This window comes from Lentzea sp., assembly GCF_035525475.1.
Taxonomy (GTDB): domain Bacteria; phylum Actinomycetota; class Actinomycetes; order Mycobacteriales; family Pseudonocardiaceae; genus Lentzea.
This window is the reverse complement of sequence record NZ_DATLEC010000030.1, coordinates 1-24,763: the sequence shown is the minus strand read 5'-3', so window position 1 is coordinate 24,763 and position 24,763 is coordinate 1. Positions and strand designations below refer to the sequence as shown.

The window sequence follows — 24,763 nt, the reverse complement described above, 5'->3', positions numbered from 1 at the left end:
CCCAGTCGATATGGCTTAGCAGTGAAAATTGAATCGTGCCGACTGGGCCCTCTATACTAGATTCGAGCTATCCAGTAGCGCATGAACAGACGAATCGCGCAAGCTTGCCACCCGCAAGTGCCCAAGTCCCCTCTCGGACACAAAAAAGCGGCACGTGTGCCACGTCTACGTGGCAGGTGTTCAAGTACGCTCGAGCACCTGTTTTGCGTCTCGGTGCCATTTTCAGGTGGCGTTCGATGACCATTTCCTACATCCGCCCCATCGTTCCTGACACAGCGCCAGGACACACGGGGCGCATCTGCCCGCATTGCCAGCCAGCCTCTCCCCCGTATCGCCGTACCGGCGACACCGCCACAACGGCTGAGCGACGTCCTGCACAGCGTCGCCACGGTCGACGAACGAGGCCGGGCCGTTGACCGCCGGGCTGAACTGGACCGCCGCAACCAGCCCTCGATGAATCTCACACGTACGCGTTGATTTGCGGAAATGCACCAGACGCCGAGAGACCTGGTGACGTCCGGTCGGTACACCGCGTGCTCGGCACCGATCGGACATCACCAGGCTCACACTTCTACCTCTTCGAACGTGTCCGATGACGTCCGATGCCGATGAGCGCGGCACCGAGGGCCAGGAGCAGTGCACCCCCACCGATCAGCAGGCCGAGCGGGTTGGATGGCCCTGTGCTGGCGAGGGCGGCCGGCCTATTGGTCGAACCGGGTACTTCGACACCGTCCCGTGACGTGGTGGTAGCCGATGTTGACGCGCCTGTCGTGGTGGTGGTCGGCGCGTCCGTCGTCGTAGTCAGACTGGTGGTCGTCGTACCGGTGGTCGTCGTACCGGTCGTCGTCGTACCGGTGGTCGTCGTACCGGTCGTCGTCGTACCGGTCGTCGTCGTACCGGTCGTCGTCGTACCGGTCGTCGTCGTGCCAGTCGTCGTCGTGGTCGTAGTACCTGTCGTCGTAGTGGTGGTTGTCGGCGTCGTGGTCGTCGACGTCGGCGTCGTGGTCGTGGTCGTCGACGTCGGCGTTGTAGTCGTGGTCGTCGGCGTTGTAGTCGTGGTCGTCGGCGTCGTGGTCGTGGTCGTCGACGTCGGCGTCGTGGTCGTGGTCGTGGTCGTCGTAGTCGTGGTCGTCGGCGTCGTAGTCGTGGTTGTCGTCGTCGGAACGGGCTCGCACACCTCGGTGGTGAACGTGTTGTCGTCCAGGGTGACGGAGCCTGTGCGCGCGAGCGCGCGACCTCGGACGCTGGCACCGGTGTTCGCCGTGATCGACGTCAACGCCATGATCGTGCCAACGAAGTCCGAGCTCGTGCCAAGGGTGGCGGAACTGCCGACCTGCCAGAACACGTTGCAAGCCCTGGCGCCGTTGATCAAGTTAATGGTGCTGTTAGAAGCGGTGATCAACGTCGTGGACACCTGGAAGATCCAGACCGTGTTCGGGTCGCCCTGTCCGTCGAGGGTGAGCGTCCCGGACAGTCCGACCGCCCCAGGTGCCCGGTAGACGCCTCCGACCAGTGTCAGCCCGACAAGATCCGCGGGAACGTCGGCAGTGGGCGCACGACCCGCGGCGTCGTTGTAGGCAACCGTCAGGTCGGCCTGCGCTTGACCGGCCACCGCGTCGTTGGCGTGGATCGTGCCACCGACCATGCCTGGCGGGAAGCCGGTGATGCTGGTGCCGGGACTCACACCGAGGTCTCGATTCAAGGTGCTGTCACCGGTATTCGTCACGGACTCACCACCCAGCACCGAGAAGCTTTCCGCGACGCCCAGGTCCACGGGCGCCTCTACGGCGAACGCCTTGGGAGTGCCCGCCATGGCGCCGAAGAGCGTCAGGGTGCTCACCACTGCACCAACGGCCAAGAAGACGGCCCATCGAACATGCCGGACATTCTCGGTCAATGTCGATGTAGGTATGCCGTTCATCCGTGTAGCCCTTCCGTCGCTCGATCAACCGGCCCCGTAGAAGCCACCGTCCTGTCCCGGCGATCGAGGCGTCCCGCGCGGACAAGTGAAAGCTCAAGTCCACTGTGTATACACAGTGGACTGTTGTATCTACAGTGGACCGATTATGCAGCCTCTACTGAGGTTGGCAGACAGTAGATGCGACACGCCACACGAAGTCGGATGACCGCCCGATCTGGTGAGTGCGCCCACTCGGACGGGCGATCTTTCACGGCAAGTCCGAACTGCAGTTTCAAATCGATTTCTGTGGTTGCCCGGACGAGGTCACGAGCATCCGCGAGTGATGACTCGGCGCGTTCGTGGCAGGGGAAGACGATGGCCTCGTCGGCCTCGCCTTCCTGTTCGACTTCGGCGACGTCCTCAATCTGGTGCTCCGGCTCGGCATGCTTCACCGGGTCGCGCCCTGCGGCTCCTGCGGCCGACCTTCGATCCTCAGTCCGCTGCTCGGCACGCGACACCTGGCTTCACGAGTGCAGCGGGCCGTTCGAGTCGACCCAGCGATGTCTCAAGCAGATGATCTCCTCGGATGCAGGAGTTTCGCGATGCGCGGTCAAAGCGGCACCTGCCGCTGGTCAAGCCATGTCGGCATCGATAGCCCGCTCGCCCGTGGACCCCAGTGCCCGTCCCTCCGCCGACCACACCACGGCCCCGCCAGCAGCTAAAACCTCGCCCGCAGCGGTGAGCGTCGGCCAGATCACCTCGAGCAGTCGCGCTAGGTCGCCGACGACCTCTGACCGAAACAGGAAGCGGGCAGCACACTTCGCATCGGCGGCAGAGCGGCGAGCAGGACAGTGGAGCTAGGCGAGTGTCGGTGATGGGACGCAGGGAGTCGACGTGGAGTAGGAAGATCAGGGGCTGTGCCCCTGGAAGGATGTTCTTATGAACGTGTATCCGTTCATCGAGGCGGAGAACGCCGGCAGCGGGAACGTCAAGCGTGCGTGCGAACTGCTCCAGGTCTCCCGATCCGCCTACTACAACCAGCTTGAGCAGCTCACCCTGGATACGCCGGTAACCCCAGCCCGTGTTCTCCCGCGCCATACGCTCGACCAACGCCGCTACGGTCTCATCGCCCCGCGGCCGACCAGCCCGGTTCGGGTAGGTCTACTTCTTGGCGACCAGGCGCCGATGCCACCGCAACACCGTGCCCGGAGACACCAACCGGTGTTGTCGCAGCCACACCGGTAGCTATCGCACCAGCGCGGCCATAACTGCACGATCAGCCCAATCCAACCGAGGACGGCGCTGATTTCGACGCAACAACGCGACTTCGTGTCGCAACACCAACAACTCGACGTCCTTGGCCGCCGAGGACCTGCCGAGCAGAACCAGCCAGCCACCCAGCCGAACAAGGACGAGGTACAGCAGTCGCAGTGCCACGCCCGCGATCATGCCTGCAGGACTACAGAACCTGACCACCGCAGCTCAGCGTGTGACTGCAGAGTTCTGGCACCCCACAACCCGCCGACACGCTCCTGATGTCTTGGTGCAGCAGGAAGAACATCCGTCACGCCTGAGCCCGGGAGGGCAGGGAGCGGATATCCCTCCCTGCCCTCTCTGACGTTGTCACGTGGCCCGATCAGCCCGTCAGGTGAGCTGGTCCAGGCCGTGGATCAGGACTTGCCGTCACACACTGTCGTGATCTTCAAGAGCTCGAGTGTCCCGGCACGAACTCCTTCGCGCTGCTCGGTCGACAGCGGCCAGTTCTCCTGAGGTTCCTGCCCCCGTCGAAGTCGCAGCACGTTCGTGTGGCACGGGGTTCCCCGTTCTGCCGCGAAGTCGGACCGGTCGACGTAAATGCTCACGGCCGCTTGGAGTAGAAGGTCTCGACCAAGCTGTGGTCTCGAAGGGAAGCGCCTTCGTGTGCCTTTTTCTCGATTTTCCGCATGGCTGTCGCCGGACGGCCCGCACCCGGACACAGCCAGCACAGCCGAGAGCACGCCCACGAACGGGAGATTCCTCAGCACGTCCATGTCCCCGTCCTGCAGATCCCGCAGCATTCTCGCACTGCAGTCGGCCGTCACCGACGTGATCGCGTCCGCGCACGCCGAGCTTGATCGAGTTATCGCGGTAGAACGAGAGACGGGCAACCGGCCCGCTCGACAGCGGGCCACACCGGCCGCAGAAGGGTGGTCTCAGGCCCTACTGGCACTCGAGACCGCCAGAGCACGCGTATTCAACGACGAGCTGCGGAGGCGAGCCGATGAGCTCCGGACGCGCGCTGGCGACTCCGTCTGGGCGGCCAGCCACGCGGCAGCGCGAGAAACGAGTGAGCCCCTTGAGGCGCACCTCAAGGAGTTCAACGAAGTCGTGACCAAAGCCCTGCCCGATCTCTACTGACCCACCGGCTGCGGTCACCCGTGGACCACCTTGTCGTCGCGGACCAGCGTTCCTCCTTGCTTGATGCGATGAAGGACGGGGACCACTTCGACCTGCCGATCCGCCATTGATACCCATCGATGCCACTGACCTGCAGGGACGCATTTCCCGGCACGCACACCGCGCGTCGTCCGAGCTGGTTGGAACAGTCCGAATCCAACCCATCAGCCACACCCCGTACCGCGCTGCTCACCCACGCCGCGAGCCGCAGCGCAACCGCGTCGCACCCCTCACCATGCCGCCTGGTCTCCTGGGTCATGAACCGACCCGCCGCGGACGCGCTGCGGGAGGCGTGGAGCCGCGCGCGACAAGCGGGTGGAGCTCGCCTGCGGCGGGGTCACGGTCGCACCGGCACCTCGCTGGCGTGCCTGGCCGTCCTGGACGGGGTGCCGGCCGCCGAGGCGGTCACGTACGTGCGGGCGCGCTACGACCGCCGGGCGGTCGAGACGCCGTGGCGGCGCCGCTGCGTCGCCCGCTTCGGAGCGTCGTAGGACCGTCCCGGACGGTCAGGCGCGCTCGACGGCATCGGCCTGCGGGCCCCGGTCGCTCTGCCGGATGCGGAAGCGCACCCGCTCGCCAGCCACCAGAGGCTCGCCGGAGACCACCGAGACGTGCACGAAGAGGTCGGGCCCGCCCGCGTCGGGGGTGATGAAGCCGAAGCCGCGGTCCGCGTCGTAGCGGGCCACCGAGCCGTCGCCGGCGCGGGCTGCGGACCGGGTGACCGGACGGGCCTGGCTGGGGGCCGCGGCGGCCTCCACCGGCTCGCCGGCGGCCACGAACCGCACCTCGCGCGCCTGACGACCCTGGTCCACGGTGACCGTGGTGAACGAGACCCGGTCACCCTCCACCGGCAGATACCGGTCGTCGACCAGGGCGCGCACGTGCAGGAACACGTCGCCCGCCCCGTCGTCTGCGGCCACGAAGCCGAACGACTTCTCCTCGTCGAACCACAGCACGGAGCCGTCGGCACCGTCGCCGGGCGCGACCAGAGGAGCTCTGCGGACCCCGGCGTCGAAGCTCAGCGGCACCACGTGCTGGGCCTGCGGCCCCTTCTCCCCGGCGGTGACGACGAAGGCCACCCGCTGCCCGGCCGCGAGGACGCCCCCGGTGACGATGGCGGAGGAATGCACGAACACCTCCGCACCCCCGCCGTCCGGCGCGGCGAACCCGTAGCCCTTGGCCGGCTCGTACCAGGAGACGGTGGCGAGCACGCCCAGGGTCGCGTCGGGTGCGGTGTCACCGGTGACGGCGACGTGCAGCGCTTGCGGACCGCGGGGTCCCTCACCGGTCTCGAACTCCACCGTCTGGCCCTCGCGCAGCGCCCGGGCCGCGCCCTCGCCCTGCACCTGCGAGACGTGCACGAAGATGTCGTCGCTGCCGTCGTCGGGGGCGAGGAAGCCGAAGCCTCGCTCGAGGTCGTACCAGCGGACGGTTCCCTGCTGCACAGTGCACTCCTGGTCTCACGGGTGGTCGAGGGTTCAGTGTCCCAGGCGCCGTATGTACATCCTGATCCGGACGCGCGGCAGCTCCGCCGTGAGTACATCGCCGAAGTCACCGAGTTCGCGCGCCGTCACCAGATAGCCGACATCGCGAATGACCAAAGATTGAAATACGCCGAATGGCCCTCTATGCTGGTTTCAAGCTGTTCAATAGCGCATGAACACGCGAACTACGCGTGAGAACTCAAGTCCCCCTCGGCATTATCTTACCCCATAGGATTAACCACAATCCTATGGGGGTGATTCATATTTCAGCCGCCGCTAGATCCGCACACAAACCCAACGCGAGTTTCTGCCGAACTGGACGACGAGCAGGTTCCGAAAGTTTTCGGTGTTAGTTGTGCGGGTCGAATTTCGAGACGCACGTCGTCATAGTGAATCTGCAGGTGTTGCTCGCGGACTTGATCGACCAACTCCTCGCCCACATCTACTTCCATGCGTCCAGCGGTCCGCCCGAGTAGATGTGGCAGCGCCTCGAGCAGGCGATCTTCTCGGACGTAGACGTTCCGCGGTTCGCCGTCGGAACGTCGCTTGGCGCTCGTGAAGCCATGCCGGCATCGATAGCCCGCTCGCCCGTGAACCCAGTGCCCGTCCACCCGACGGCCACACAATTACACACGACGAGCCCAGCCAGCCCGAACCGCGTCCGCTCGGGCGTCCACCAGGCCCGTGACCGGTTGTGCTGCTTCGGTTCCACACCTGCCGACCGGTGTAGCGCGGGTTCTCCAGAATCATCGTCACCGTCCGGACAATCCACCGCTCCCCCGACCTGTGCGCGTTCCGCTCCCGATCCGCACCTGACGGGCACCCGCTTCCGGCAGCCATACCTCGACACCCGGTGCGTTCAGCCGAAGCGCAGGCCAGGCCTCTCAGACGGTGCCGCTGGACGGCGAGGCCCGTCAACGCGGCAACCAGTTCGGCGTTCGTCAACGTGGCCACAGTCAGCTCCCTCGGTCAAAACCGAGACCCAGCTGCCAAACGCATCGTGACGACGTCCTGTCCATCTCCACCCGAACAGACCAAGAGCGAGCCACACCAGACCTCGGGCCACCTCACGGTCACGGCAGGCCAACTCAGATGTCACCTGACGGTGCAGCAGACCTTCTCGTCGAACCGCGTCGCAGGCAAGTCCGACCGGGTGACTGCCACGTGTTCACGGCATGCGCCGACGAACCGCCGGACGGTCTCCTCGCGCAAGCCTCTGACCGGTCAGCAGATCGTGTGCGGTGGAGGTGGGCAACGCGAAGCCCAGCCGATCAGCGTGTGCCTCCAGTTCCTCGAGAGTGGGCGAACCGACATCGTCATGCAGGCGGAGGAGCTCGGCGCGCGCGGAGAGCCCGTGATCGCGCACTTCGGATCGCCATCTCACTGCTCGCTGGAACCATCGTCGGAACGGCCGCCGGGTGGCTGACCTGATCCGGTGGCGTGGCGGCACCGCTGGCCGTCGTGGTCGGCGGCGCTGGAATCAGCGCTTCGGTCGGCCGGCCCGCCGCGGTACGCCGATCACGCCCAAGGTGCTGGCCGAGCAGCTGTGCGAGCTCGAGGCCGACGGACTCGTCGAACGCGTGGAGACCGGATCGGTGCCGGCGCCCGTCAGCTACCGGCTCACGCCTTACGGGTAGACGGTTCTGCCGGTCGTCGAAGGCGTCCGGGCATGGGGTGAGGCCCACCTCCGGCGCACCCACGGCGCGGCCGCGCCGACGGCCGCGATGAGCTGCGCCGCCACGATCGCCTGAGCAGCGAAGCGGTGGCCATCAGGACTCATCCCGGTGACCGCCGTCAGGTCGAGCGACCGTTAGGCCGAATGGGTGTTGTTCCGCCGATGTGAATGGACGATGCGTAACGACCCTTGGTCGCCAAGTGACTCCCTGGCACGGGACCCGCGCCGTTCCCCGGACGGAGGTGTCGGCCGATGGCGTCTCACCTGCTCGTGCGCGCTGACGACCACCTCGTGGTCGGGGTGCGGTGGTCGGGCTTCACCAGCTCGACGGAGTCCGGCGTGGCGGTGCTGACCGCGTCCACCGCGGCCCGGCTGGAGGTGCTGTTCCCGCCACAGCACGTGGGCGAGGAGGCATCACCGACCGGTTCCCCCGCGCCCGTGCAGTTGCCCAGCGGCGGGGGCAGCACGGTGCCGGGATGGCGTGGCGTGCTGTCCGGCGGCAGCCGGGTGGTCGTCGAGGTCGCTGCCGGTGCCCGCGTCGTGTTGACCACGCAGGGCGTGCTCGCCGCGCTCGCGGCCGGCCCCGTGGTCACCGCGGCCATCGAGCTCCCGTGGCGGCTGCTGATCAGCCCGGTCGGTCCCGTAGCGTGCAGACATCCGGTCAGCCCCGTGGTGTCCGGTCAGGTCAGCGGTATGTGGCGCACGCGGCTGGTCGGCGCCGAGCTGGCCGTGCGCGCCGTCGACCGGCAAGTGGCGGACACACCGGACCCGGCGTTCGCGCCGGCCAATTCACTGACCGTGGCGCGCGGCAGCAGACTGCGCTTGGTCGACGAGACCGGGCAGAACCGGCCCGCCGCGGTCCAACGGCTGGAGCTGAGCGCGTTGGGCGGAACGCTCGACGCGTCGGGGAAGTGGCCGAACTTCGAGTGGGAGCACCACGCCGTGCTCGGCAGGGACATGCGGGTGCGCACCGTCGCGCGGGGCGTCCTCTATCCGCTGGGACACCGCGCCGAGCTCGTGCAGGTGTTCGTCAGGACCTTCGACCCGGTGGCGGGTGGCGCCGCCGTCGTGCGCGCCACGCGGGTGCTGACCGTCGTCGAACCGGTCAGGCGCGCGCCGTCCGACGGAGTGCTGCGGCGCGGCTTCCCGTTGGGGGACGTCGAGATCACGACGACATCGGTGGCCGATCTCGCGCCGCCGAACCACTTCACCACCGCGCTGCCCGGCGCGGGGAACGTGCTGACCCACTTCTGGCCCACCACGCTCACCGGGCAGGTGGTGCAGTTCGGGGTGCGCTCGGGTGGCGTGAGCTTCCGGTTGCCGTTGCTGTTCGTCGAGGACCGGCGGCCCGTGGTCGACACACTGGCCAGTCCAGAGCTCGCCCGGCGCCTGGCGGCGGACTACGGCACGAGCAGGGCGGCGTTGCCGGGCGCGGTGCTGGACCTGGTGGCGTCACCGCAGCGTGCTGCCGGCGACGTGCACGAGGTGCACTCGATCACGGTGGGCGGGCTCGGCGACGTGCGCGACGGCTACCGGCCGGTGCTGACCGAGCTGGAACTGGCACTCCCCGCGCTGCGCGTGCTGCGCGGCGACACCGCGGCGTCGAAGGTGCGGTTCACGCAGAGGTACCTGCAGAACGCCGCCGAGGACGTCGTGCTGGAGATGCTGACCGCGCAGGCGCGTGACATCGACTTCTCCCGCACCGCGGACAGGTCAGGTGGGCTGGTCGCACCGAAGTACGTCGCCAACGCCATCTCCCGCACGCTGGGGCCGGTCAGTCTGCAGGCCCTGCCGAACCCGGCGACCGGCGTGATCGACCCCGCGAGCCTGTTCCCGTCCGACGACGCCACGCTGCTCGGCATGCCGCTGAAGTCGTTGCTGCACCAGCTGAAGCTGCCGCCGCAGATCACCTCCGTCCCGGTTCCGGGAGCACCGCCGCAGATCCGCCTGCGGTGGTGGGACGTAGCACTGAAGTCGGCCGGTCCGTTCGTCGCGCACCCGTCCACGCGCCTGGACCTCGACGTCGGCACGGACGAGAAGGTGTGCACGGTCAAGGACTTCGCGTTCGAACTGCCGCCCGGTCCGAAGGTCGTCCTCCGGCTGAGGTTCGCCGAGCTGAGGTTCAGCCAGCGCGGTGGAAACCCGCCGTCGGTGGACGTGCGCGGGGTGAAGGCCGAGTTCCTCGGCGAGCTGAAGCTGTTGGAGAAACTGCAGGACGCGGTCGACTTCGGCGCGGCGGGCAAGCTGCTCGACGTCTCTCCTGCCGGGATCAGGGTCCGCTACGCACTGCCGCTGGCACCGATCGCCGCCGGCGTGTTCGTGATGCGCAACATCAGCTTCTCCGCGAGCATCGACATCCCGTTCACCGGCGGCCCGGTCGTCGTCGCGCTGGGCTTCGCGAGCCGCGCCAACCCGTTCCAGCTCGGCGTCATGATGTTCGGCGGCGGCGGGTACGTCGAGATCCAGCTCGACCGCGACGGGCTCCGGCTGTTCGAGGTCGCGCTGGAGTTCGGCGCGTTCGTCGCGGTCGACTTCGTCATCGCCTCCGGCGAGGTCCACGCGTTGGGCGGGGTCAGGTTCGCGCTCGACCGCGGCGGATCCGTGACGCTGACCGGATACCTGCGCGTCGGCGGTTGCGTCGAAGTGCTCGGCCTGGTCTCGGTGTCGATCGAGCTGTGCCTGTCGATGACCTACCGCTCGGAGCGCAATGCCCTGGTCGGCAGGGCCACACTGGTGATCGAGATCGACCTCACGCTGTGGTCGGACAGCGTCGAGCTGGACAGCGGCGAATGGGAGCTCGCGGGCGGGAGCGACACCCGCAGCCACCCGCTGGACGACGTCAGGTCCGCCGACGCGCTGCAGCAGTGGCGGCAGTACCGGGCCGCCTTCGCCGACGAGTCCGGCACCGACAACCGGGTGAGCACGGCCGCGCGAGCGGGCACCGCACCGCACGAGTTCCGCGTCGTGTTCCACACGACCGTCGCGCACCGGGCGGGCCGCGTCGTGTGGAGTCCGGACGACCGGTGGATCGTGGTCGGCGCCGGCCGGGCGGACACCGCCCCGCTCGGACTCACCGTGCTGGACGCCGCAACCGGTCGGCAGCGGTGGCGGATCGACGACCTCTGGTGCGTGGACATCGCCGTGTCGCCCGACGCGACACGGATCGCGGTGAGCACCACCGAGGGTGATGAGCGGCGCATCCGGATGCTCGAAGCCGGGACGGGACAACGGTTGTGGAGCGTGCCCGGCCAGGGTCGGCTGCGGTTCAGCCCGGACTCGGCGCTGCTCGGCGTCCTCGGCCAGGCCGTGTCCGTGCTCGACGCCGCCACCGGCACCCTGCTGCACCAACAGGGACGTTCGCTGGCGTCACCCGTCTTCAGCGCCGACTCGGGCCTGCTCTGCACGGGCAGTCCCGCGCTGGTGCACAGCCGGACCGGCGCGCCGGTGTGGCAGCTGAACGAGCACGACGGCTTCGCGTCGGCCTGCGCGTTCACCGACGACGGCGGCGTGCTGGTGGCGAGCGGGCGGTTCGGCACTGTCATCGAGTACGAGCCGCGGCTCGTCGGCGGGATGATCACCGAACGGTCCCGTGTGGGTGTTCCCGATCTGGGAACGGCGAGCGCGCAGGCCGTCGACACCATTCGCTTCGGGCGGGACCGGCGGGTCGTCGCGTTCCTCGCGGGCGGACCGCCCGGTCCGGGGACCTTGCGGCTCAGCACCGTCGCGGGTGGACACACCGTGCTGGGACTGCGGCTTCCGGTGGCCCCGGCGGCGGTCGCGATGTCGTTCCGCCCCGATGGCGGCGAACTCGCGGTCAACGTGGCCGTGGGGCAGGAGCCTGGGGAGGGACCGGCACCGGGCGTGACCGTGTTCGACACGACCACAGGCGCGGTGTCGTGGCGCGACCGGCAGCACATCACCGACCTGGCGTTCAGCGGTGACGGCTCACGGGTCGTCTCGTGCGGCGTGGACTTCGTGCGCGTCTACGAAGCGGGCAACGCGGTGCGGGCACGACACGACTGCGGTGCTCCGGTCAGCCTCGTGGCGGCAGGCGGAGACATCGCGGCTGCGGTGGCCGTGCGGGAGGAGCCCGTCCTCACCGTCTTCCGCGCCGGCACCGGGGAGCCGCTGTTCGAACGCGTCCACTCCGGAGCGGTCACCTCGCTCGCGGCCAGCCCGGACGGCCACAGCGTGGTCACCGGCAACACCGACGGCCGGTGCCGCCACTTCGACACCCGCGACGACACCCGCTGGGTGGCGAAGCACCGCGGACCGGTCAACGCGGTGGCGTTCAGCGCGGACAGCCGGTTCCTCGCCACCGCGAGCAACGACCGGCTCGTGCGGCTGTTCGACCGGCGGGCAGGTGGCGATCCGGAGGACCAGCAGCCGCGCTGGACACGTCAGCTCCCGCAGGCGGTGACCCACGTCGTGATCGGGCCCGCGTTCGTCGTGAGCGCGGCGCAGGACCGCAGGATCCGGGTGCTCGCGCTGGACACGGGTGACGTGCTGCACGAGTTCGACCACGACGCGAAGATCCGCGCGGTGACCGTGAGCGTGAACGGGATCATCGCGAGCGCCAGCGACGACGGCAGTGCGAGCGTGATCTCGGGCGCGAGCAGGATCCGGGTCGAGCACAGCGGGCCGATCAGCCAGGTGGCGCTGAGCAGCGACGGGTCGGTGCTCGCCACGGCGGGAGCCGACGTCCGGCTGTGGCGCGCGGACGGCACCTCGCTGCACGGCTTCACCCCGCCCGCGCCCGTGGTGGCGCTCGGCTTCGACTCGGGCGGCGCCCTCGTGGTCGCGACCGAGCACCCGGTGGCGCGGGTGCTGGATCCGGTCAGCGGCGAGGAGACCGGCCGGCTGATCCACCCCGAACCGGTGCGGTGCCTCGCGTTCGGGCCCGGCTGCGTGGTGACGGGCTGCGACGACAACGTGGTGCGCGTGTTCGAGGTGGAGCCATGAGTGAGCTGTTGTGGGTGGCGGTGCCGGACGGGTTGCGGCCGAGCGGAAAGGCGTCGATCCGGGTGCTGGTCGTGCCACGGCTGGCCGCGGGCAGCATCAGCGACTTCGGGCTGGACGACTGGCCCTCGACGCTCACCGGTGACGCCGGCTTCCAGCTGCGCACCCGGACCTCAGCCGGGGAGGCCATCGCCACGCACCGGATCGAGCACGTCGCACGGGCGCGGTCGGACGTGTGGACCGCGTTCTTCGGCGGCGACGCCGGGCTGCTGAACGAGTGGGAACACAAGACCGTGCCGCCGCCCATGGTCTCGCAGACCTGCCACGACGCCCGCGAGGCCGCCACGACCTACCGCGCCGTCACGCGCAAGGGCGCGCAGAACGACCCGGCCGCCACCGACGCGGTGATCCGCACCGAGATCGCCGGGTGGGCCGCGCCGCTGCCGGCCGCGCCGCCGCCCGTGGCCGAGCCGCCTGCCCACGTGCCGCCGGACTTCCACCGCACCGTGTCCACCCTGCGCGAGCACCCGGCGGTGCTGCTGGAGCTGGGACTGGTGTTCGAGCTGCTCGTCGACGTGGCGGACCTCGGGCTGGGGACGTCGACAGGCGGCAGGGCGTTGTCCGTGCGCTGCGTCGACCCGCCGTTCCTGCGTGCACTGGTGACCTCGCCGTGGACGCGCTACGAGCTGACCGGCGCGGTCTTCCGGCCTGCTCCGGCGCAGGGCACGACGTCCGGGATCCGCGCCGGCGTGCTGGACCTGTCGGACTCGCGCTCGCTCACCGATCCCACCGCGCCGCCGGAGCCTCGCCGCTGGGCGATCTCGACGTTCGACGTCGACGGGGTGGTCGGCGGGCTGCGCCAGGCCGCGCACGACAACGCGAAGAACCCGCCCGTGCACGCGACGATGCCCTCGATCCGCTCGGCCGGGTTCGCGCTGCTGCGACCGGGACGGCATGCGGACTTCGCGCACCGGATGCGCCTCGGAGACCTGCACAGGGCGGCCGACTCGATGGCCGACGCCGAACTGACGGCCGACGACCTCGTGCTCGGCTACCGCGTGGACGTGCGTCGCGAGGGCTCGGCGTGGCGATCGGTGTGCGAACGCGACGTGACCTACCGCGTCAACGGCCTCGCCATCAGCGCGGGACGCGAGGAAGGGCACGTGAAGCCGTTCGCTGCCGTGCGGGGCGCGGACGGCGTGCTGCGGGCCGACGAGGTCGTGCTGCGCTGGGACGGGTGGAACCTCGCGCTGCCCCGGCCGAACCTGCGCGGTGACACACCGGGGCCCGCGCGCAACCCGGAGCACCCGCTGCCGTTCGACTTCGACTGGGACTTCGAGATCCCGCGCGGGCGGCTGCCCGCACTGCGGTTCGCCGACCGCTACCAGTTGCGCGTGCGCGTCGCCGACCTCGCGGGCGGCGGGCTCGGGCTCACCGACCTGCAGGGCAACACCGCGGCCAGCGCGAGCGTGACCTACCGCAGGCACGACCCCGTGCAGCCGCCGGTGTTGCGCGGTCCCGCCACGTTCGCCGCGGGAGCGGCACTCGACCGGCTGGTGGTCCGCAGCGACCGCGACCGCACCCCGGACCAGCTCCACGCCGACGACCCCGACTACCCGCTCACCGAGTCACGGGAACTGCACCCGCCCACCGTGTCGTTCGGCCTCGTCGAACAACACCGCGTGCTGGACGCGCTGACCGACGAGCAGTCGTTCGCGCTCGCGCAACAGGCGATGCACGCCGACGCGGCCGGATCCGGCCTGCCGGACCCGGTGGCGAACGGCGTCATGGCTCACGTCCCCAAGGCACCCGGCGGTCCGCCCGCGCCGCTGGGCGACGACAGGGACTGGGTGCCGCGCTGGCCGGAGCGCAGACCGAAGAAGGTGACGCTCGCCGCGCACACCGACCCGTCGGTCCCGGTGACGCTGCGGTGGAGGGACGCCGGCACGCTCGAGCTGACGCTCGCGAAGGCCGAGCAGGCGGTCGTCGAACTATCGTCCACAATAGACGGTGAGCTGGAGAACCACCTGGCGATCCAGGACTTCCTGGCCAACCCGCCGATCTCACCCGACGACACGAAGCGCGGCCGCAACCCGGTGGTCACCCCGCCGCGCCGGATCCTCGTCGTGCACGCGGTGAAACGCCCACTGGTGGATCCCCGGTGGGACACACCGCTAGCCGTCACCCGCGCCCACCACGACACCACGGCGGTGCTCAACCCTGTGTTCCCCAGGTCAGGGCTGGACACCGACAGCACCGGCCGGCTCGACGTCGCCGCCGCGTGGACCGAGTTCGAGGACGTCGGGGCACAGGCGGGTCCGGGGCAGCGGCAGGTGGTCGTGGAGCACCTGCACAGCGAGACCATCGCCCGCAGCGACGACCAGGTCACCCGCCTCGCCGTCCGGCACGAGTTCGGTGACACGAAACACCGCAGGGTCACCTACACGCTCAACGCGATCAGCCGGTTCCGGGAGTACTTCAAGGAGAGCGAGCTCGACAGCGCGTTCGAGGCGCGGCTGCCGCAGGGACCGGTGAACGTCCTTTCGTCCGCGCGGCCCAGCGCACCCGCCGTGCTCGCCGTGACGCCCGCGTTCCGCCGGCAACGAACCCGGCCGAACGCCGACCGCGTCGAGCACCTGCGGCTCGGGCAGTTGCTGCGCGTCGAGCTGGAGCGCCCGTGGTACGAGACCGGCGAGGGAGAGCAGCTCGCGGTGGTCGTCGGGCCGGGCGCGGGCACCCGGATGGGCCGCGACCCGTTGTTCGGCACGCCTTCCGTCGTGACGGTCACGCCGGCGGACTGGTTCCGCACACCCGGCGCGGTCACGCGGCTGACGTTGCCGGAGACCGGCCAGCAGGTGACCGTCGTGCCGTATCCCGTTTCCCCGGGCGGCGACCGCTGGCACGCCGACGTGGAGCTCTCCCCGCCACCCACCGGCCAGTCCTACCACCCGTTCGTCAGCCTCGCGGTGGCCCGCTACCAGCCGGACAGCATCCAGGGGCTGCAACTGTCGACTGTGGTCGTCGCGGACACCGTGCCGCTGCTGCCCGACCGGCGCGTGGTGGTCGACCGCAACGGCACCCAGGTGCGCGTGACCGTCAGCGGTGTCTCGCCGGAGCCGCTCAACCGCCTCGAGGTGGTGCTGGAGAGCTGTCCCGCGGGGGTCGACGCCGAAGCGCTGGACCTCGTCTCCGACGACCCCGCCGTGTCCGCGTGGCGAAAGGTGACCGCGGTGACACGTGCGGTCGACGGCGCCATCCCGCTCATCACGCTGCCGCCGCCGTCCGGCCGGCTGCGGCTGCGGCTGTGCGAGTCCGAGAACCTCGCCGGTGTCGCGAGCGCGGACACCCCGAAGGAACTGGGGCAGCGCAACGTCTTCGTGGACACGGTCCTGCTCCCTGCGGAGTGGCGGCCATGAGCGCAGGACAGCAGATCACCACCACGACCCCGCCCCAACCGGGGAGCAGGGTGTCGTGGGCCCCGGACGGGACGTGGGTGGCGATCGCCGCGGCACAGCCGGGCGCGTGGATCGGCGACTACAGCACCGTGGGCGTGCTGACCACCCTGTCCGCGGAACCGGGCCCGCCCGGCTGGTCGGTCACGAACTCCGGTCCGGTGCACGACGTCGCGGTCAGCCCGGACGGCCGGCTGCTCGCTGTCGCGGGCGCGCGGACCGGTGTCGTGAGCGCGCAGGACGGCGCGTTGCGCTTCGGGTTCGAGGGGATCTGGGCGGAAAGCACCACCTTCAGCCCCGACGGCCGGCGCGCGGCGTGGTGGGGAACCGACGTGTTCAACGGCATGCGGCAGATCCTCTGGGCCGCTGACGTGGCGACCGGGCAGAAGCGCGGGCCGTGGGACTGGCAGAGCGGTAACGCCTCGGTGGTGTTCAGCCCCGACTCGCGCTGGATCGCGGCACCGGGGGTCGCCGGCATCGCGCTGGTCGACCTGGACACGCAGAGCGCGGCCATCGTGCCGATCGCCCGCGGCACGACGAACGTCGCCTTCAGCCCGGACGGGAAGTGGCTCGCGGCGGGGTGCTGGGACGGGACGATTCGCGTCCACGCGTTTCCCAGCCTGCTGCCGGGCCCCGTGCTGCGGCCCGACGCCGACCTGCATGTCGGCGGGGTGGTGTTCAGCCGGGACTCGCGGTGGGTGGCGGGCGTGGTCGAGCCCGGCGTCGGCGTGTACCGGGTGAGCGACGGCACGCCACGACTGCCCGCGCTGGCCGACGTGCCGGAGGCGAGCAAGGTCGTCTTCAGCCCGGACCTGCGGCGGATGGCGGTGAACCAGACGGTCGGCGACCCGTCCGTCTCCGGCTTCGTCGTGCTGGACGCGGCGACCGGTGCGCCGCTGTGGCAGGCGACCACGCCGGACCGGGTGCGTGACGTGGAGTTCAGCCCGGACGGTACGCGGATCGCCGCGTGCGGTGCCAACGCCGACTCGACCGGGTTTGTGCGCGTGTACGACACCGGCCTGGAAATGTCTCGCCGCCGAGTCGGCACGATCACGGCCCTCAGGACGTCACCGGCCGGAACACCACTCGTCGCGGTCGCCGACGACAACTCCTCGGTGACCGTGCTGGCCGCGGAGAGCGGCGCTCCCGTAGCGCGCAAACCGGTACCGGGTGGTGTGTCGGCGCTCGGGTTCGCCGACCACAGCCAGTCCGTCGTGGCCGGCGGGGCGAGCGGGGTGCGGTTGTTCTCGGTCGTCGGCGACCGGTCGTGGAAGGTCGAGCAGGTCGGCATCGTCAACGGACTCGCGGTGGGCGGTCCGACGGGAGAGTGGATCGCCATCGCGAGTGGACGGACAGCGCGGCTGGTGCGCAGCCTCGACGGCGGCAACCGGTGGGGTGCTCCGGTGACCCACCCGCAGACCGTCACCCGCGTCGCGATCAGTCCCGACGGCCGGTGGGTCGCCACCGGCTGCGTCGACCGCAGAACCCGGTTGCTCGACGCCATCACCGGAGCCGAGGTGATGGCGGTCGAGGGCGACGGCAAGGTGCTCGACCTCGCCTTCGGCTCCGTGCTGGTCAGCGCGAACGAGGACGGCGTCGTCACGATCGCCGACCCGGCCGGCCCTGCCGTGCGGGCGCGCGTCACCCGCGGCTTCGGGTGCCCCCTGGTCGCGCTGAGCCACGACGGGACGCTGCTCGCGACCGCGTGGGACGACGGCCTCGTCCTGGTCCACGACATCACCGCGCAACCGGCCGAGGTGCGCAGGCTGACCACGGCGAACCCGGCCACCTGCCTGTCGTTCGCGCCGGGCGGCGCCGTGCTGTGCCTGGCGACCGGCGGCCCGGTGGTGCTACTGACCGACGTGCGGACCGGTCACGACGTGGCGTTGCTGCGGCACCCGAAACCGGTGCGGCACCTCGCCTTCAGCGCGGACGGCGGGTTGGTGGCCACCGCGTGCGACGACGACGTCGTCCGGGTCTTCGCCGTGGGCACGCCATGACCGCCGTCGCGGTGGTGCGCAGCGAGACGACACTGCCGTTCCAGGTGGGCGTGATCGCCTGGCACCCGTCGAACCACTGGCTCGCCGCGGGCGCCTCCCGGCTGGCCGGTGCGCACAGTCCGGTCGGCGGGCTCGCGCGGGTCGACGCCGCCACCGGACTCGTCCGCTGGCACCTTCCCGGCGAGCACCTCGTGACCAGCATGGCGGTGCGTGCGGACGGACGTCTCACGGCGGCGCTGCAGAGGTCGTCCGAATCGGCAGGCAGGGTCAAGGTGCTGGCCGGCGCGACCGGCGGCACGATGTTCGACACGGCCGGCCTCGGCGAGGTGCGGTACAGCCCGGACGGCCGCTTCCTGGTGCACGAGAACAGCTCCGCCCGCACGGTGCTGGTCGACGCGGCGACCGGGCAGCTCGTGCGCGATGTCGGTGACGGGGCCGCCATGGCCGCGTTCAGCTCGGACTCGGCGACGCTCGCGGTCGCCGAGGGCTCCCGTCTGCTGCTGTGGGACCTCACGACCGGCACCCTGCTCGCGACCACGCCGCTGACCGCCGTGCCGATGGACATGTCCTTCAGCGGCGCCGGCAACCGGCTGGTGCTGTGCCGCGGCGCCAAGGCGACGGTGGTCGACGGGCGCACCGGAGCGGTCGTGGCGACCACGACCCTCGATCTGCCCCACCAGACGTTCGACAGCCTCCGGCCGCGGCGGATCAGCCCCGACGGCCACGTGATCGCCGCGCTCGTCGCGCTCGGCGTCGTCGGCTGCCGGGTCGCTGACGGGCAGCGGCTGTTCTTCAGCAAGTTCGATGCAGGGGACTTCCGCTTCACCGGCGCGCTCGAGTTCAGCCCCACCGGCGACCACGTCGCCATCGACCGCGGGTTCGGTGTCGCACCCGATCAGCCGCGCCACGGTGTCGCCGTGCTCGACACCCGCAGCGGCGCCGTGCTGTGGCAGGACGTCCGCGACGAAGTGCGCGCTGTCTCCCACAGCCCGGACGGCACCCAGCTCGCCGCCGCCGGGCGTGGTGCGAGCGGGAACGGGTTCGTCCGGATCTACTACGCCCGGCACCTGGAGCTGTCCCGGCGCCGGGTGCGCGGCAGGGTGTTCCACGTCGCGGCCGGTGCCGGGCGGATCGCGGCCGCGGACGACGCGTCCACCGCGACCACCGTCGACTGCGCCACCGGCGCGGTGCTGGTGCAGCGGTCGCACACGGGGAAGCTGTCCGCGATCGCCATGAGCGACGACGGCCGGCACGTGGTCACCGGCAGCACCGCGCGGCTGGTGCACCTGTTCACCGCCGAGAAGGGCGTGCCGGTGTGGGCGGCGAGGTTCGGCGGCGCGGTGAACGGTGTGGCGATCGGCGGCGAGCGGATCGCCGTGGCGGGTGCCGACCGCACCGCGCGTCTCTACCCGCGGGACGCCGGTGCTGATCCGGAGCAGCAAAGTCCACTCTGGACCGCGATGCACCCGCAGCCGGTGACCGCCGTAGCACTGGGCGCGCACCACGTTGCCACGGCGTGCAACGACCGCGTCACGAGAATCCTCGACATCCGCGACGGCGCCGAGCTGCATCGGATCTCACACCCGAACGGCAAGGCGACCGGCATCGCGTTCAGCGGCGATCTGCTGGCCGTGGGCGTCACGGACGGCACGGCGCGGGTCGTCGACGCCACGACCGGCGCCACCCGCCTCCAGGTCACACATCCCAGCGACATCGTCGCCGTGGCGATCAGCGCGGATGGTGCGCTGCTCGCGACCGCGGGCGCCGAGCCGGCCGTCCGGCTGTGGCACGTCAGCGGCACCGGCCAGCCACTGCGGACGCTCCCGCAGACCGGTCCGGTCACGGCCCTGAGCTTCCACCCCGCAGACCGGTCACTGGCGATCGCGACCGAGGCCGGCATGGTCTCGATCGTCGACGCGAACGGTGTGCCGCTCGCCCACAGCACCCACCCCGCCGCCGTGCGTCACCTCGTCCACAGTGCCGACGGCAGGGTGCTCGCCACCGCGTGCGACGACGAGCACGTCCGCGCGTTCACCACGATCCCGCTCTGAGAGGAATTCCGATGATCCAGCCGTTCGAGGACTTCCGCAGGTCGCTGTCGTCCGTCAGGTACGCCTCGCTGCGCGAGAACACCGAGGTGAAAACGGACAACGACGCGTTCGACGAGATGCGCGAGTTCCTGCTCAGACGCTACGACGGCGTCGACGTCCAGCACAGCTTCGTCGAACCCGGCGGCGAGGTCGTCGACTGCGTACCGGTCGAGCAGCAGCTGGCGTTGCGCGACAGCAGCGACATCCCCGAACCACCCGATCCGCCGTCCGAACCGGCAGGTGGCGACCTGGAGAGCCCCGCCGTCGGTGAGAGCAAGCCGATCCCGCCGCCACTGCACCCCGACCACCACGACGAGTACGGCAACCAGATGTGGTGCCCGCCGGGCACGGTCCCGGTACTGCGCCACACCCTCGAGCGGCTGGCGAGCGACCACTCCACCCTGGACGACTTCCTGGTCGGCCCCAAGGCGGCGGACAACGTGCGCCGCCACGCCGTGGCCAGGCAGGAGACCGACAACCTCGGCGGGGCCAGCGACGTCAACATCTGGTCGCCGACGTTGATCCCACCCCAGCTGCTGTCGTCGGCGTCGCAACAGTGGTACTCGACCGGGATGCAGCCGTTCGTCACGCTGCAAAGCGTCGAGTGCGGCTGGCGTGCGGGCGTCATCGCGGGTCCGGTGGCCGCGGATTCCCTGCCCCGCCTCTTCGTGTTCTACACCCGCCAGGACTACCAGCCGAGCCAGAGCTGCTACAACGACTACTGTGCCGGCGGATTCGCCTACACCCCCGGCGCCAGCCACGTGCTGCACGGCGCGCTGACACCCGTGTCGCAGCCGGGCGGCACCCAGTGGCACGTCCGGATGGGCTTCACGCTGACGCAGGACCGGTGGTGGTTCCACGCCAGCGGCGTGTGGGTCGGCTCCTATCCGGCGAGCCTCTTCTCGAACGGAACACTCAGCTCCGGCGCGCGGCTGGCGTCCTTCGGCGGCGAGACCACCACGGGCTTCGGTTCGTTCCCCCCGATGGGGTCGGGCCGGTTCCCTTCCGAGGGCTATGGCAGGGCCGCGTACCAGCGGCTGATCGGCGTCAACAACCCGGCGGGCGTTCCGGTGGCGCCCCAGCTCGTGCCGGGACAGGTGTCGCCCGCCTGCTACAACGTCGCGATCGCGACGAGCGGGGACAGCGCGTGGGGCACCCACATCTTCTTCGGTGGGCCCGGCGGACTCAACTGCCCGTAGACCGATGCCGACCACCACTTCCGGGCCCGGCAGGCACGCCGCGACCTGGGTGGGTGCGACCCGCTACCGCGCCCTCGCCACCTCATGCTGCGCCGGCGCACCCAACAACACCATCAACGCCTCATGCACCGGGCTACCGAGTTCCACCAGACCGCCCGCCTTCGGCAACCACACTGCGACACCCCAGCGCGTTCAGCTGGACACGACCTCACGGAACCGATCGCCGTGAAATGCGCGCTCGTACTCGCGTACGACAACCGCGTCGAAGTCACGACCAGGATCCGCGGCAGCGGCCAGCAACGCCGCGGCCTCCGGACGGTCCAGCCACGACCACCGCCGCAGACGCCAGGCTGCTCTCGGCCAGTTGACCCCCATCGAATACGAAGCAATCATGACCAGGCCAGCCAGACCAACTGAATCGCCGAGCTGCCTGCGCAAGACCGCGAGCTGATGGCGTAGCGCGAGAATCTCGACGTCCTTCTCACGATCGCTCATGCGCAACAACCAAAGCGCAGCGAAAGCGTTAGAGACGGCAAGGTAAGCGAACCGGACCAGCACGGCCGCGATCATGCCGGATGACGATCGGCAACCTGCCGCGAACCTGCATGGACGCACTTCTCGGCACGCACAACGCTCACGCACAGGTCTGACTCGACCGGACGACCGGTGGCCCTCTTGCCCGCGAGGTGCAAGCTCGGCTCGCACACACTCGGCCACTCCCAGTTCCGCGCCGTGCAGAACGGCGAGGCTCGCATCAGCTGCCTGGCCTGCGCCACCGACAACGCCGACCACTCGTGGCGCTTGACCGTCACGACACCGGCACCCGACAGCGCCGAACTGTCCGAGGAACGCTACGTCGAGCTCGTCGTGCACCGCACTCGGCGGGAACTGGCCGCGGTTGGCGACCATGGGGCTCAACAGTCCATTCACGACATGGGAAGGCGATGACGTGCACGGCCGCAGACCTGCTCTGACGGGCGTCGGTGTTCGCCTGGAGCGGGGCGAATTTCAAGGCGCCGGTCGTCATAAACGAATCTGCCGACGCTGCTCGCGGACATGATCGACCAACTCCTCACCCGCCTGTTAGCCGGCCTGGGGGCCGCGTTGTGCTCGGGGTTGTTGTCCTTCTTCGGCACCGGGTTCACCCCGGTGCCCGCGCTGACCTGGCTCGCTCCCCTGCCGGTGCTGCTGCTGGCACCTCGGTTGTCCGCCCGGCACGCGGCGGCCGCCGCGTTCCTCGCCGGTGTACTGGGGTCCACGAACAACTGGGCGCATTCCTTGCACTCCACCGATGTTCCGCTGCCGATGGCGCTGGGAATCAGCGCGGGCATGACGGTGACGCTGACGACAGTGGTGCTGCTGTTCCGCGCGCTGGTCCTGCTCGGTCTGCCACTGCTCGCCACAGTCGCCGCGATGGTCGGTTCCACGGTGTCCCGGTGGCGCGTCGGTGCGGCGCTGGGCGTGGTGCTCGTCGGCGTGCTGGGCTTCGGGGTCATCCGGCTGGCGGGAGAAAGAGGGCCGTCGCACCAGGTTGCGCTCATCGCGCCCAACCAGGGTCATTGGGCGGTGGACGTCGGGACCGCGGACGGCGAGAAGTTGGTCAAGGCCTACGCGGACCGGATCGCGACGTTGCCGGAGGGGGTCCGGCTCGTCGTGCTGCCCGAGGGCGAGTTCGGCGTCGACGACGCCGGCCTGGCGTCGCTGGTCGCGCCGCTCGCCAGTGCGGCGCGCGACCGGGGCGCCGACATCGTGGTCGGCTACATCCGGCGGTCCGGGGACGCGAGGCTCAACACCGCGCTCGCCATTTCCGCGGACGGCGGCGAACCGACCGCGTACGTGCGAGGCCAGGTCCGCGAACTGGTCTACGCGGCAGGCGCGGGCGTTGGGCAAAGCCACGATCGCCGCACGCATGTAGGCAGGCGTCTGCAGCGACTCCGGCAACGCGAGCCCGCGCCAGCTGATCAACGCGTTGGCCGCAGCGAGATTCTCCGCCGGTGTGCGGTGGTAGACAGGTGGGCAAGTTCCGTGCTCCTGCAACCAGCTCTCGACGTGCGCGATTGGAAACAGCGACAGCAGGTGGTCTCGTTCGACGGGATTCACCCCGCAGAGGCCGAGCACCACGCCCAGCTCGACGTCGCTGATGCCGCCCTTTCCGTTGACCAGTCCCGAGAGCTTGGCCTCGTCCCAGTCGACCCGTTCGGCGAGCGCACGTGAGCTGAAGCCCGCGGCTGCGATGGCCGTTCGAAGACGATCGCCGAACTCACGGCCCCGGACCATGGAGAATCGTTTCGGCATCGCGTTTCCTTGCAGTAGCTGGAGGTCTGTCCTGTCAGACGCCACCAGCCAACCTCGCTCACACCGGTTCGCACCAGCTCACGGAACCTGCAGAGATCTAGGACGAATCCCACGTTCACGGTCCTCTACCTGCAGAAATACGCTGATGGCGAGACACGGCACGATTGGGTGATCATCACGTATGCGCCTGTTGCACGCCTCGACAGCCACGACTGAGGACTGCTCCCGGCGGAACCTTCCGCGGTTGGGCTGGCTAGGGTGCCGCGGGTGACCACATCGGAGTCCGCGGCACCCGGTACCAACGAAGTGCTGCCTGTCGAGCAGTACGTGGCCGGGTTGGCCCGCAAGCGCATGGCCGCCGGGGTGTTGTTCCGCGACAAGGCGGGCAGGGTGCTGTTGCTTGAGCCTTCCTACAAGCCGAACTGGGAGATTCCTGGTGGCGCGGTGGAGGCCGACGAGTCGCCGTGGGCGACCGCTACCCGCGAGCTCGCCGAGGAGTTGGGGTGGGAGCGACCGCTGGGCCGGTTACTCGTGGTGGACTACGTGCGTCCGCAGGACTCCCGCCCCGAGGGTGTGGTGTTCGTCTTCGACGGCGGCGTGCTGGACGAGACCGATCTGGTCGGCATGGTGTTCACGGACGGCGAGATCCTCTCCGCCAGCTTCCAAAGCCTCGACGAAGCCCGTAGCAACGTGAAGCCGCTGCTCGCCGACCGCCTGGCCGTCGCGCTGCACGCTGCCGAGCAGGGCGCGACCGCGTTGTGCGAGCAGGGACAGCGCATGGGTCTGCACGAGTAGGTGAGAGCTGTAGTCACGCAGCCTGACTGGCTGACGTGGTTATGATTGCTTCGTATTCGACGGGGGTCAACCGGCTGAGGCCGGCTTGGCGTCTGCGGCGGTGGTAGGTGCGCTCGATCCAGGTGACGATCGCGATTCGGAGTTCGTCTCGGGTGGACCAGGTGCTCCGGTCGAGAACATTGTTCTGCAGCAGACGTCCTTGACCGCGCACAGATACAGTTTTCCTTCAGCAGTGCGATGTTCGGTGATGTCGGCCAGCCACAGCCGTTTCGGCGCGGTGGCGGTGAAGTCACGCCGGACCAGGTCGTCATGGACCGGCGGACCGGCCTTCTTCCCATTGCGGCCGCGTTTCTTACCGAACGCGCTCCACCAGCCCATGGACGAGTGAATCCGCCACGCGGTCCGATCCGCCATCGGCCGCCCGGCATCGCGGGCCTCGTCGGCCAGGAACCGGGAGCCGAACTCCGGATCGTCGCGG

17 protein-coding genes and 3 pseudogenes are annotated in these 24,763 nt (G+C 69.9%); 9 read left to right on the top strand and 11 right to left on the bottom strand.

Translation table 11 applies throughout. The annotated features are described in order from the left end of the window. Positions 1-701: 701 nt before the first annotated feature. The 4 genes and pseudogenes from VM306_RS04095 to VM306_RS04080 all read right to left on the bottom strand — a co-directional run bounded on the left by VM306_RS04095 (position 702) and on the right by VM306_RS04080 (position 3,337). Positions 702-1,175, bottom strand: coding sequence for a hypothetical protein (locus tag VM306_RS04095; RefSeq protein WP_325510993.1), 474 nt, complete (start codon positions 1,173-1,175; stop codon positions 702-704). 71 nt (positions 1,176-1,246) lie between these two features. After that, positions 1,247-1,813 (bottom strand): annotated as a pseudogene (locus VM306_RS41310) (ice-binding family protein); the annotation flags it as partial. Between the two features lie 251 nt (positions 1,814-2,064). Continuing rightward, positions 2,065-2,352, bottom strand: a complete 288-nt coding sequence (locus VM306_RS04085) for a hypothetical protein (RefSeq protein WP_325510991.1) — start codon at positions 2,350-2,352, stop codon at positions 2,065-2,067. Between the two features lie 793 nt (positions 2,353-3,145). Further along, positions 3,146-3,337, bottom strand: coding sequence for a hypothetical protein (locus VM306_RS04080; RefSeq protein WP_325510989.1), 192 nt, complete (start codon positions 3,335-3,337; stop codon positions 3,146-3,148). A 1,256-nt stretch (positions 3,338-4,593) separates the two neighbouring features. Between VM306_RS04080 and VM306_RS04075 the strand changes: the two genes are divergently transcribed. Continuing rightward, positions 4,594-4,827, top strand: a complete 234-nt coding sequence (locus VM306_RS04075) for a hypothetical protein (RefSeq protein ID WP_414672326.1) — start codon at positions 4,594-4,596, stop codon at positions 4,825-4,827. 15 nt (positions 4,828-4,842) lie between these two features. Here VM306_RS04075 and VM306_RS41305 read toward each other — a convergent pair whose 3' ends face one another. The 3 genes and pseudogenes from VM306_RS41305 to VM306_RS04055 form a co-directional block, all read right to left on the bottom strand. Next, positions 4,843-5,547 (bottom strand): cold shock domain-containing protein, encoded by a 705-nt coding sequence (locus tag VM306_RS41305; protein WP_414672330.1) that lies wholly within the window; start codon positions 5,545-5,547, stop codon positions 4,843-4,845. 30 nt (positions 5,548-5,577) lie between these two features. After that, positions 5,578-5,781, bottom strand: a pseudogene (locus VM306_RS04060) (cold-shock protein); the annotation flags it as partial. Positions 5,782-6,204: 423 nt separating this feature from the next. Next, a complete protein-coding gene (locus VM306_RS04055; protein ID WP_414672329.1) occupies positions 6,205-6,660 on the bottom strand; it encodes a recombinase family protein in 456 nt (151 codons plus the stop codon). Positions 6,661-7,238: 578 nt separating this feature from the next. On the opposite strand from VM306_RS04055, the gene VM306_RS04050 reads away from it, so the two are divergent. Continuing rightward, the gene (locus VM306_RS04050) at positions 7,239-7,457 is read left to right on the top strand and encodes a winged helix-turn-helix transcriptional regulator (RefSeq protein ID WP_325510986.1); all 219 of its coding nucleotides are present in this window, start codon (positions 7,239-7,241) and stop codon (positions 7,455-7,457) included. Here VM306_RS04050 and VM306_RS04045 read toward each other — a convergent pair. Continuing rightward, positions 7,448-7,600: a hypothetical protein gene (locus VM306_RS04045; RefSeq protein ID WP_325510984.1), complete on the bottom strand. Its 153-nt coding sequence runs from the start codon at positions 7,598-7,600 to the stop codon at positions 7,448-7,450. The genes VM306_RS04050 and VM306_RS04045 overlap by 10 nt on opposite strands. Positions 7,601-7,747: 147 nt before the next feature. Here VM306_RS04045 and VM306_RS04040 point away from each other — a divergent pair, with 147 nt between their 5' ends. Genes VM306_RS04040 through VM306_RS04020 form a run of 5 tightly spaced genes read left to right on the top strand, consistent with a single transcriptional unit; the run spans position 7,748 to position 21,195 of the window. Further along, positions 7,748-12,457: a WD40 repeat domain-containing protein gene (locus VM306_RS04040; protein WP_325510982.1), complete on the top strand. Its 4,710-nt coding sequence runs from the start codon at positions 7,748-7,750 to the stop codon at positions 12,455-12,457. Continuing rightward, a complete protein-coding gene (locus VM306_RS04035; protein ID WP_325510980.1) occupies positions 12,454-15,870 on the top strand; it encodes a hypothetical protein in 3,417 nt (1,138 codons plus the stop codon). Before VM306_RS04040 ends, VM306_RS04035 begins: the two co-directional genes overlap by 4 nt. Continuing rightward, the gene (locus VM306_RS04030) at positions 15,867-17,906 is read left to right on the top strand and encodes a WD40 repeat domain-containing protein (RefSeq protein WP_325510978.1); all 2,040 of its coding nucleotides are present in this window, start codon (positions 15,867-15,869) and stop codon (positions 17,904-17,906) included. The genes VM306_RS04035 and VM306_RS04030 overlap by 4 nt, the downstream gene beginning before the upstream one ends. After that, complete coding sequence (locus VM306_RS04025; RefSeq protein WP_325510976.1) at positions 17,903-19,957, top strand: WD40 repeat domain-containing protein; 2,055 nt, start codon at positions 17,903-17,905, stop codon at positions 19,955-19,957. Before VM306_RS04030 ends, VM306_RS04025 begins: the two co-directional genes overlap by 4 nt. 11 nt (positions 19,958-19,968) lie before the next feature. After that, positions 19,969-21,195 (top strand): neprosin family prolyl endopeptidase, encoded by a 1,227-nt coding sequence (locus VM306_RS04020; protein ID WP_325510974.1) that lies wholly within the window; start codon positions 19,969-19,971, stop codon positions 21,193-21,195. Positions 21,196-21,387: 192 nt separating this feature from the next. On the opposite strand, the gene VM306_RS04015 is transcribed toward VM306_RS04020, so the two are convergent. Continuing rightward, positions 21,388-21,765 (bottom strand): hypothetical protein, encoded by a 378-nt coding sequence (locus VM306_RS04015; protein ID WP_325510972.1) that lies wholly within the window; start codon positions 21,763-21,765, stop codon positions 21,388-21,390. A 96-nt stretch (positions 21,766-21,861) separates the two neighbouring features. On the opposite strand from VM306_RS04015, the gene VM306_RS04010 reads away from it, so the two are divergent. After that, on the top strand, positions 21,862-22,143 hold the full coding sequence (locus VM306_RS04010) for a hypothetical protein (protein ID WP_325510970.1): 282 nt from the start codon (positions 21,862-21,864) through the stop codon (positions 22,141-22,143). A gap of 135 nt (positions 22,144-22,278) precedes the next feature. Here the strand turns inward: VM306_RS04010 and VM306_RS41300 are convergent, their stop codons facing one another. Further along, positions 22,279-23,472 carry a helix-turn-helix domain-containing protein gene (locus VM306_RS41300; RefSeq protein ID WP_414672328.1) on the bottom strand — a complete coding sequence of 398 codons (1,194 nt, stop codon included), beginning with the start codon at positions 23,470-23,472 and terminating at the stop codon, positions 22,279-22,281. Positions 23,473-23,757: 285 nt separating this feature from the next. Between VM306_RS41300 and VM306_RS04000 the strand changes: the two genes are divergently transcribed. After that, positions 23,758-24,285, top strand: coding sequence for an NUDIX hydrolase (locus VM306_RS04000; protein ID WP_325510966.1), 528 nt, complete (start codon positions 23,758-23,760; stop codon positions 24,283-24,285). Positions 24,286-24,298: 13 nt separating this feature from the next. Here the strand turns inward: VM306_RS04000 and VM306_RS03995 are convergent. Next, a pseudogene (locus VM306_RS03995) lies at positions 24,299-24,763 on the bottom strand (IS3 family transposase); the annotation flags it as partial.

Bases quoted from the DNA above. Each gene is read 5' to 3' on its own strand.
- VM306_RS04075 (WP_414672326.1), top strand. From the start codon at position 4,594: ATGAACCGACCCGCCGCGGACGCGCTGCGGGAGGCGTGGAGCCGCGCG.
- VM306_RS04055 (WP_414672329.1), bottom strand. From the start codon at position 6,660: ATGGCTGCCGGAAGCGGGTGCCCGTCAGGTGCGGATCGGGAGCGGAAC.
- VM306_RS04045 (WP_325510984.1), bottom strand. From the start codon at position 7,600: ATGAGTCCTGATGGCCACCGCTTCGCTGCTCAGGCGATCGTGGCGGCG.
- VM306_RS04040 (WP_325510982.1), top strand. From the start codon at position 7,748: ATGGCGTCTCACCTGCTCGTGCGCGCTGACGACCACCTCGTGGTCGGG.
- VM306_RS04035 (WP_325510980.1), top strand. From the start codon at position 12,454: ATGAGTGAGCTGTTGTGGGTGGCGGTGCCGGACGGGTTGCGGCCGAGC.
- VM306_RS04030 (WP_325510978.1), top strand. From the start codon at position 15,867: ATGAGCGCAGGACAGCAGATCACCACCACGACCCCGCCCCAACCGGGG.
- VM306_RS04025 (WP_325510976.1), top strand. From the start codon at position 17,903: ATGACCGCCGTCGCGGTGGTGCGCAGCGAGACGACACTGCCGTTCCAG.
- VM306_RS04020 (WP_325510974.1), top strand. From the start codon at position 19,969: ATGATCCAGCCGTTCGAGGACTTCCGCAGGTCGCTGTCGTCCGTCAGG.
- VM306_RS04015 (WP_325510972.1), bottom strand. From the start codon at position 21,765: ATGATCGCGGCCGTGCTGGTCCGGTTCGCTTACCTTGCCGTCTCTAAC.
- VM306_RS41300 (WP_414672328.1), bottom strand. From the start codon at position 23,472: ATGGTCCGGGGCCGTGAGTTCGGCGATCGTCTTCGAACGGCCATCGCA.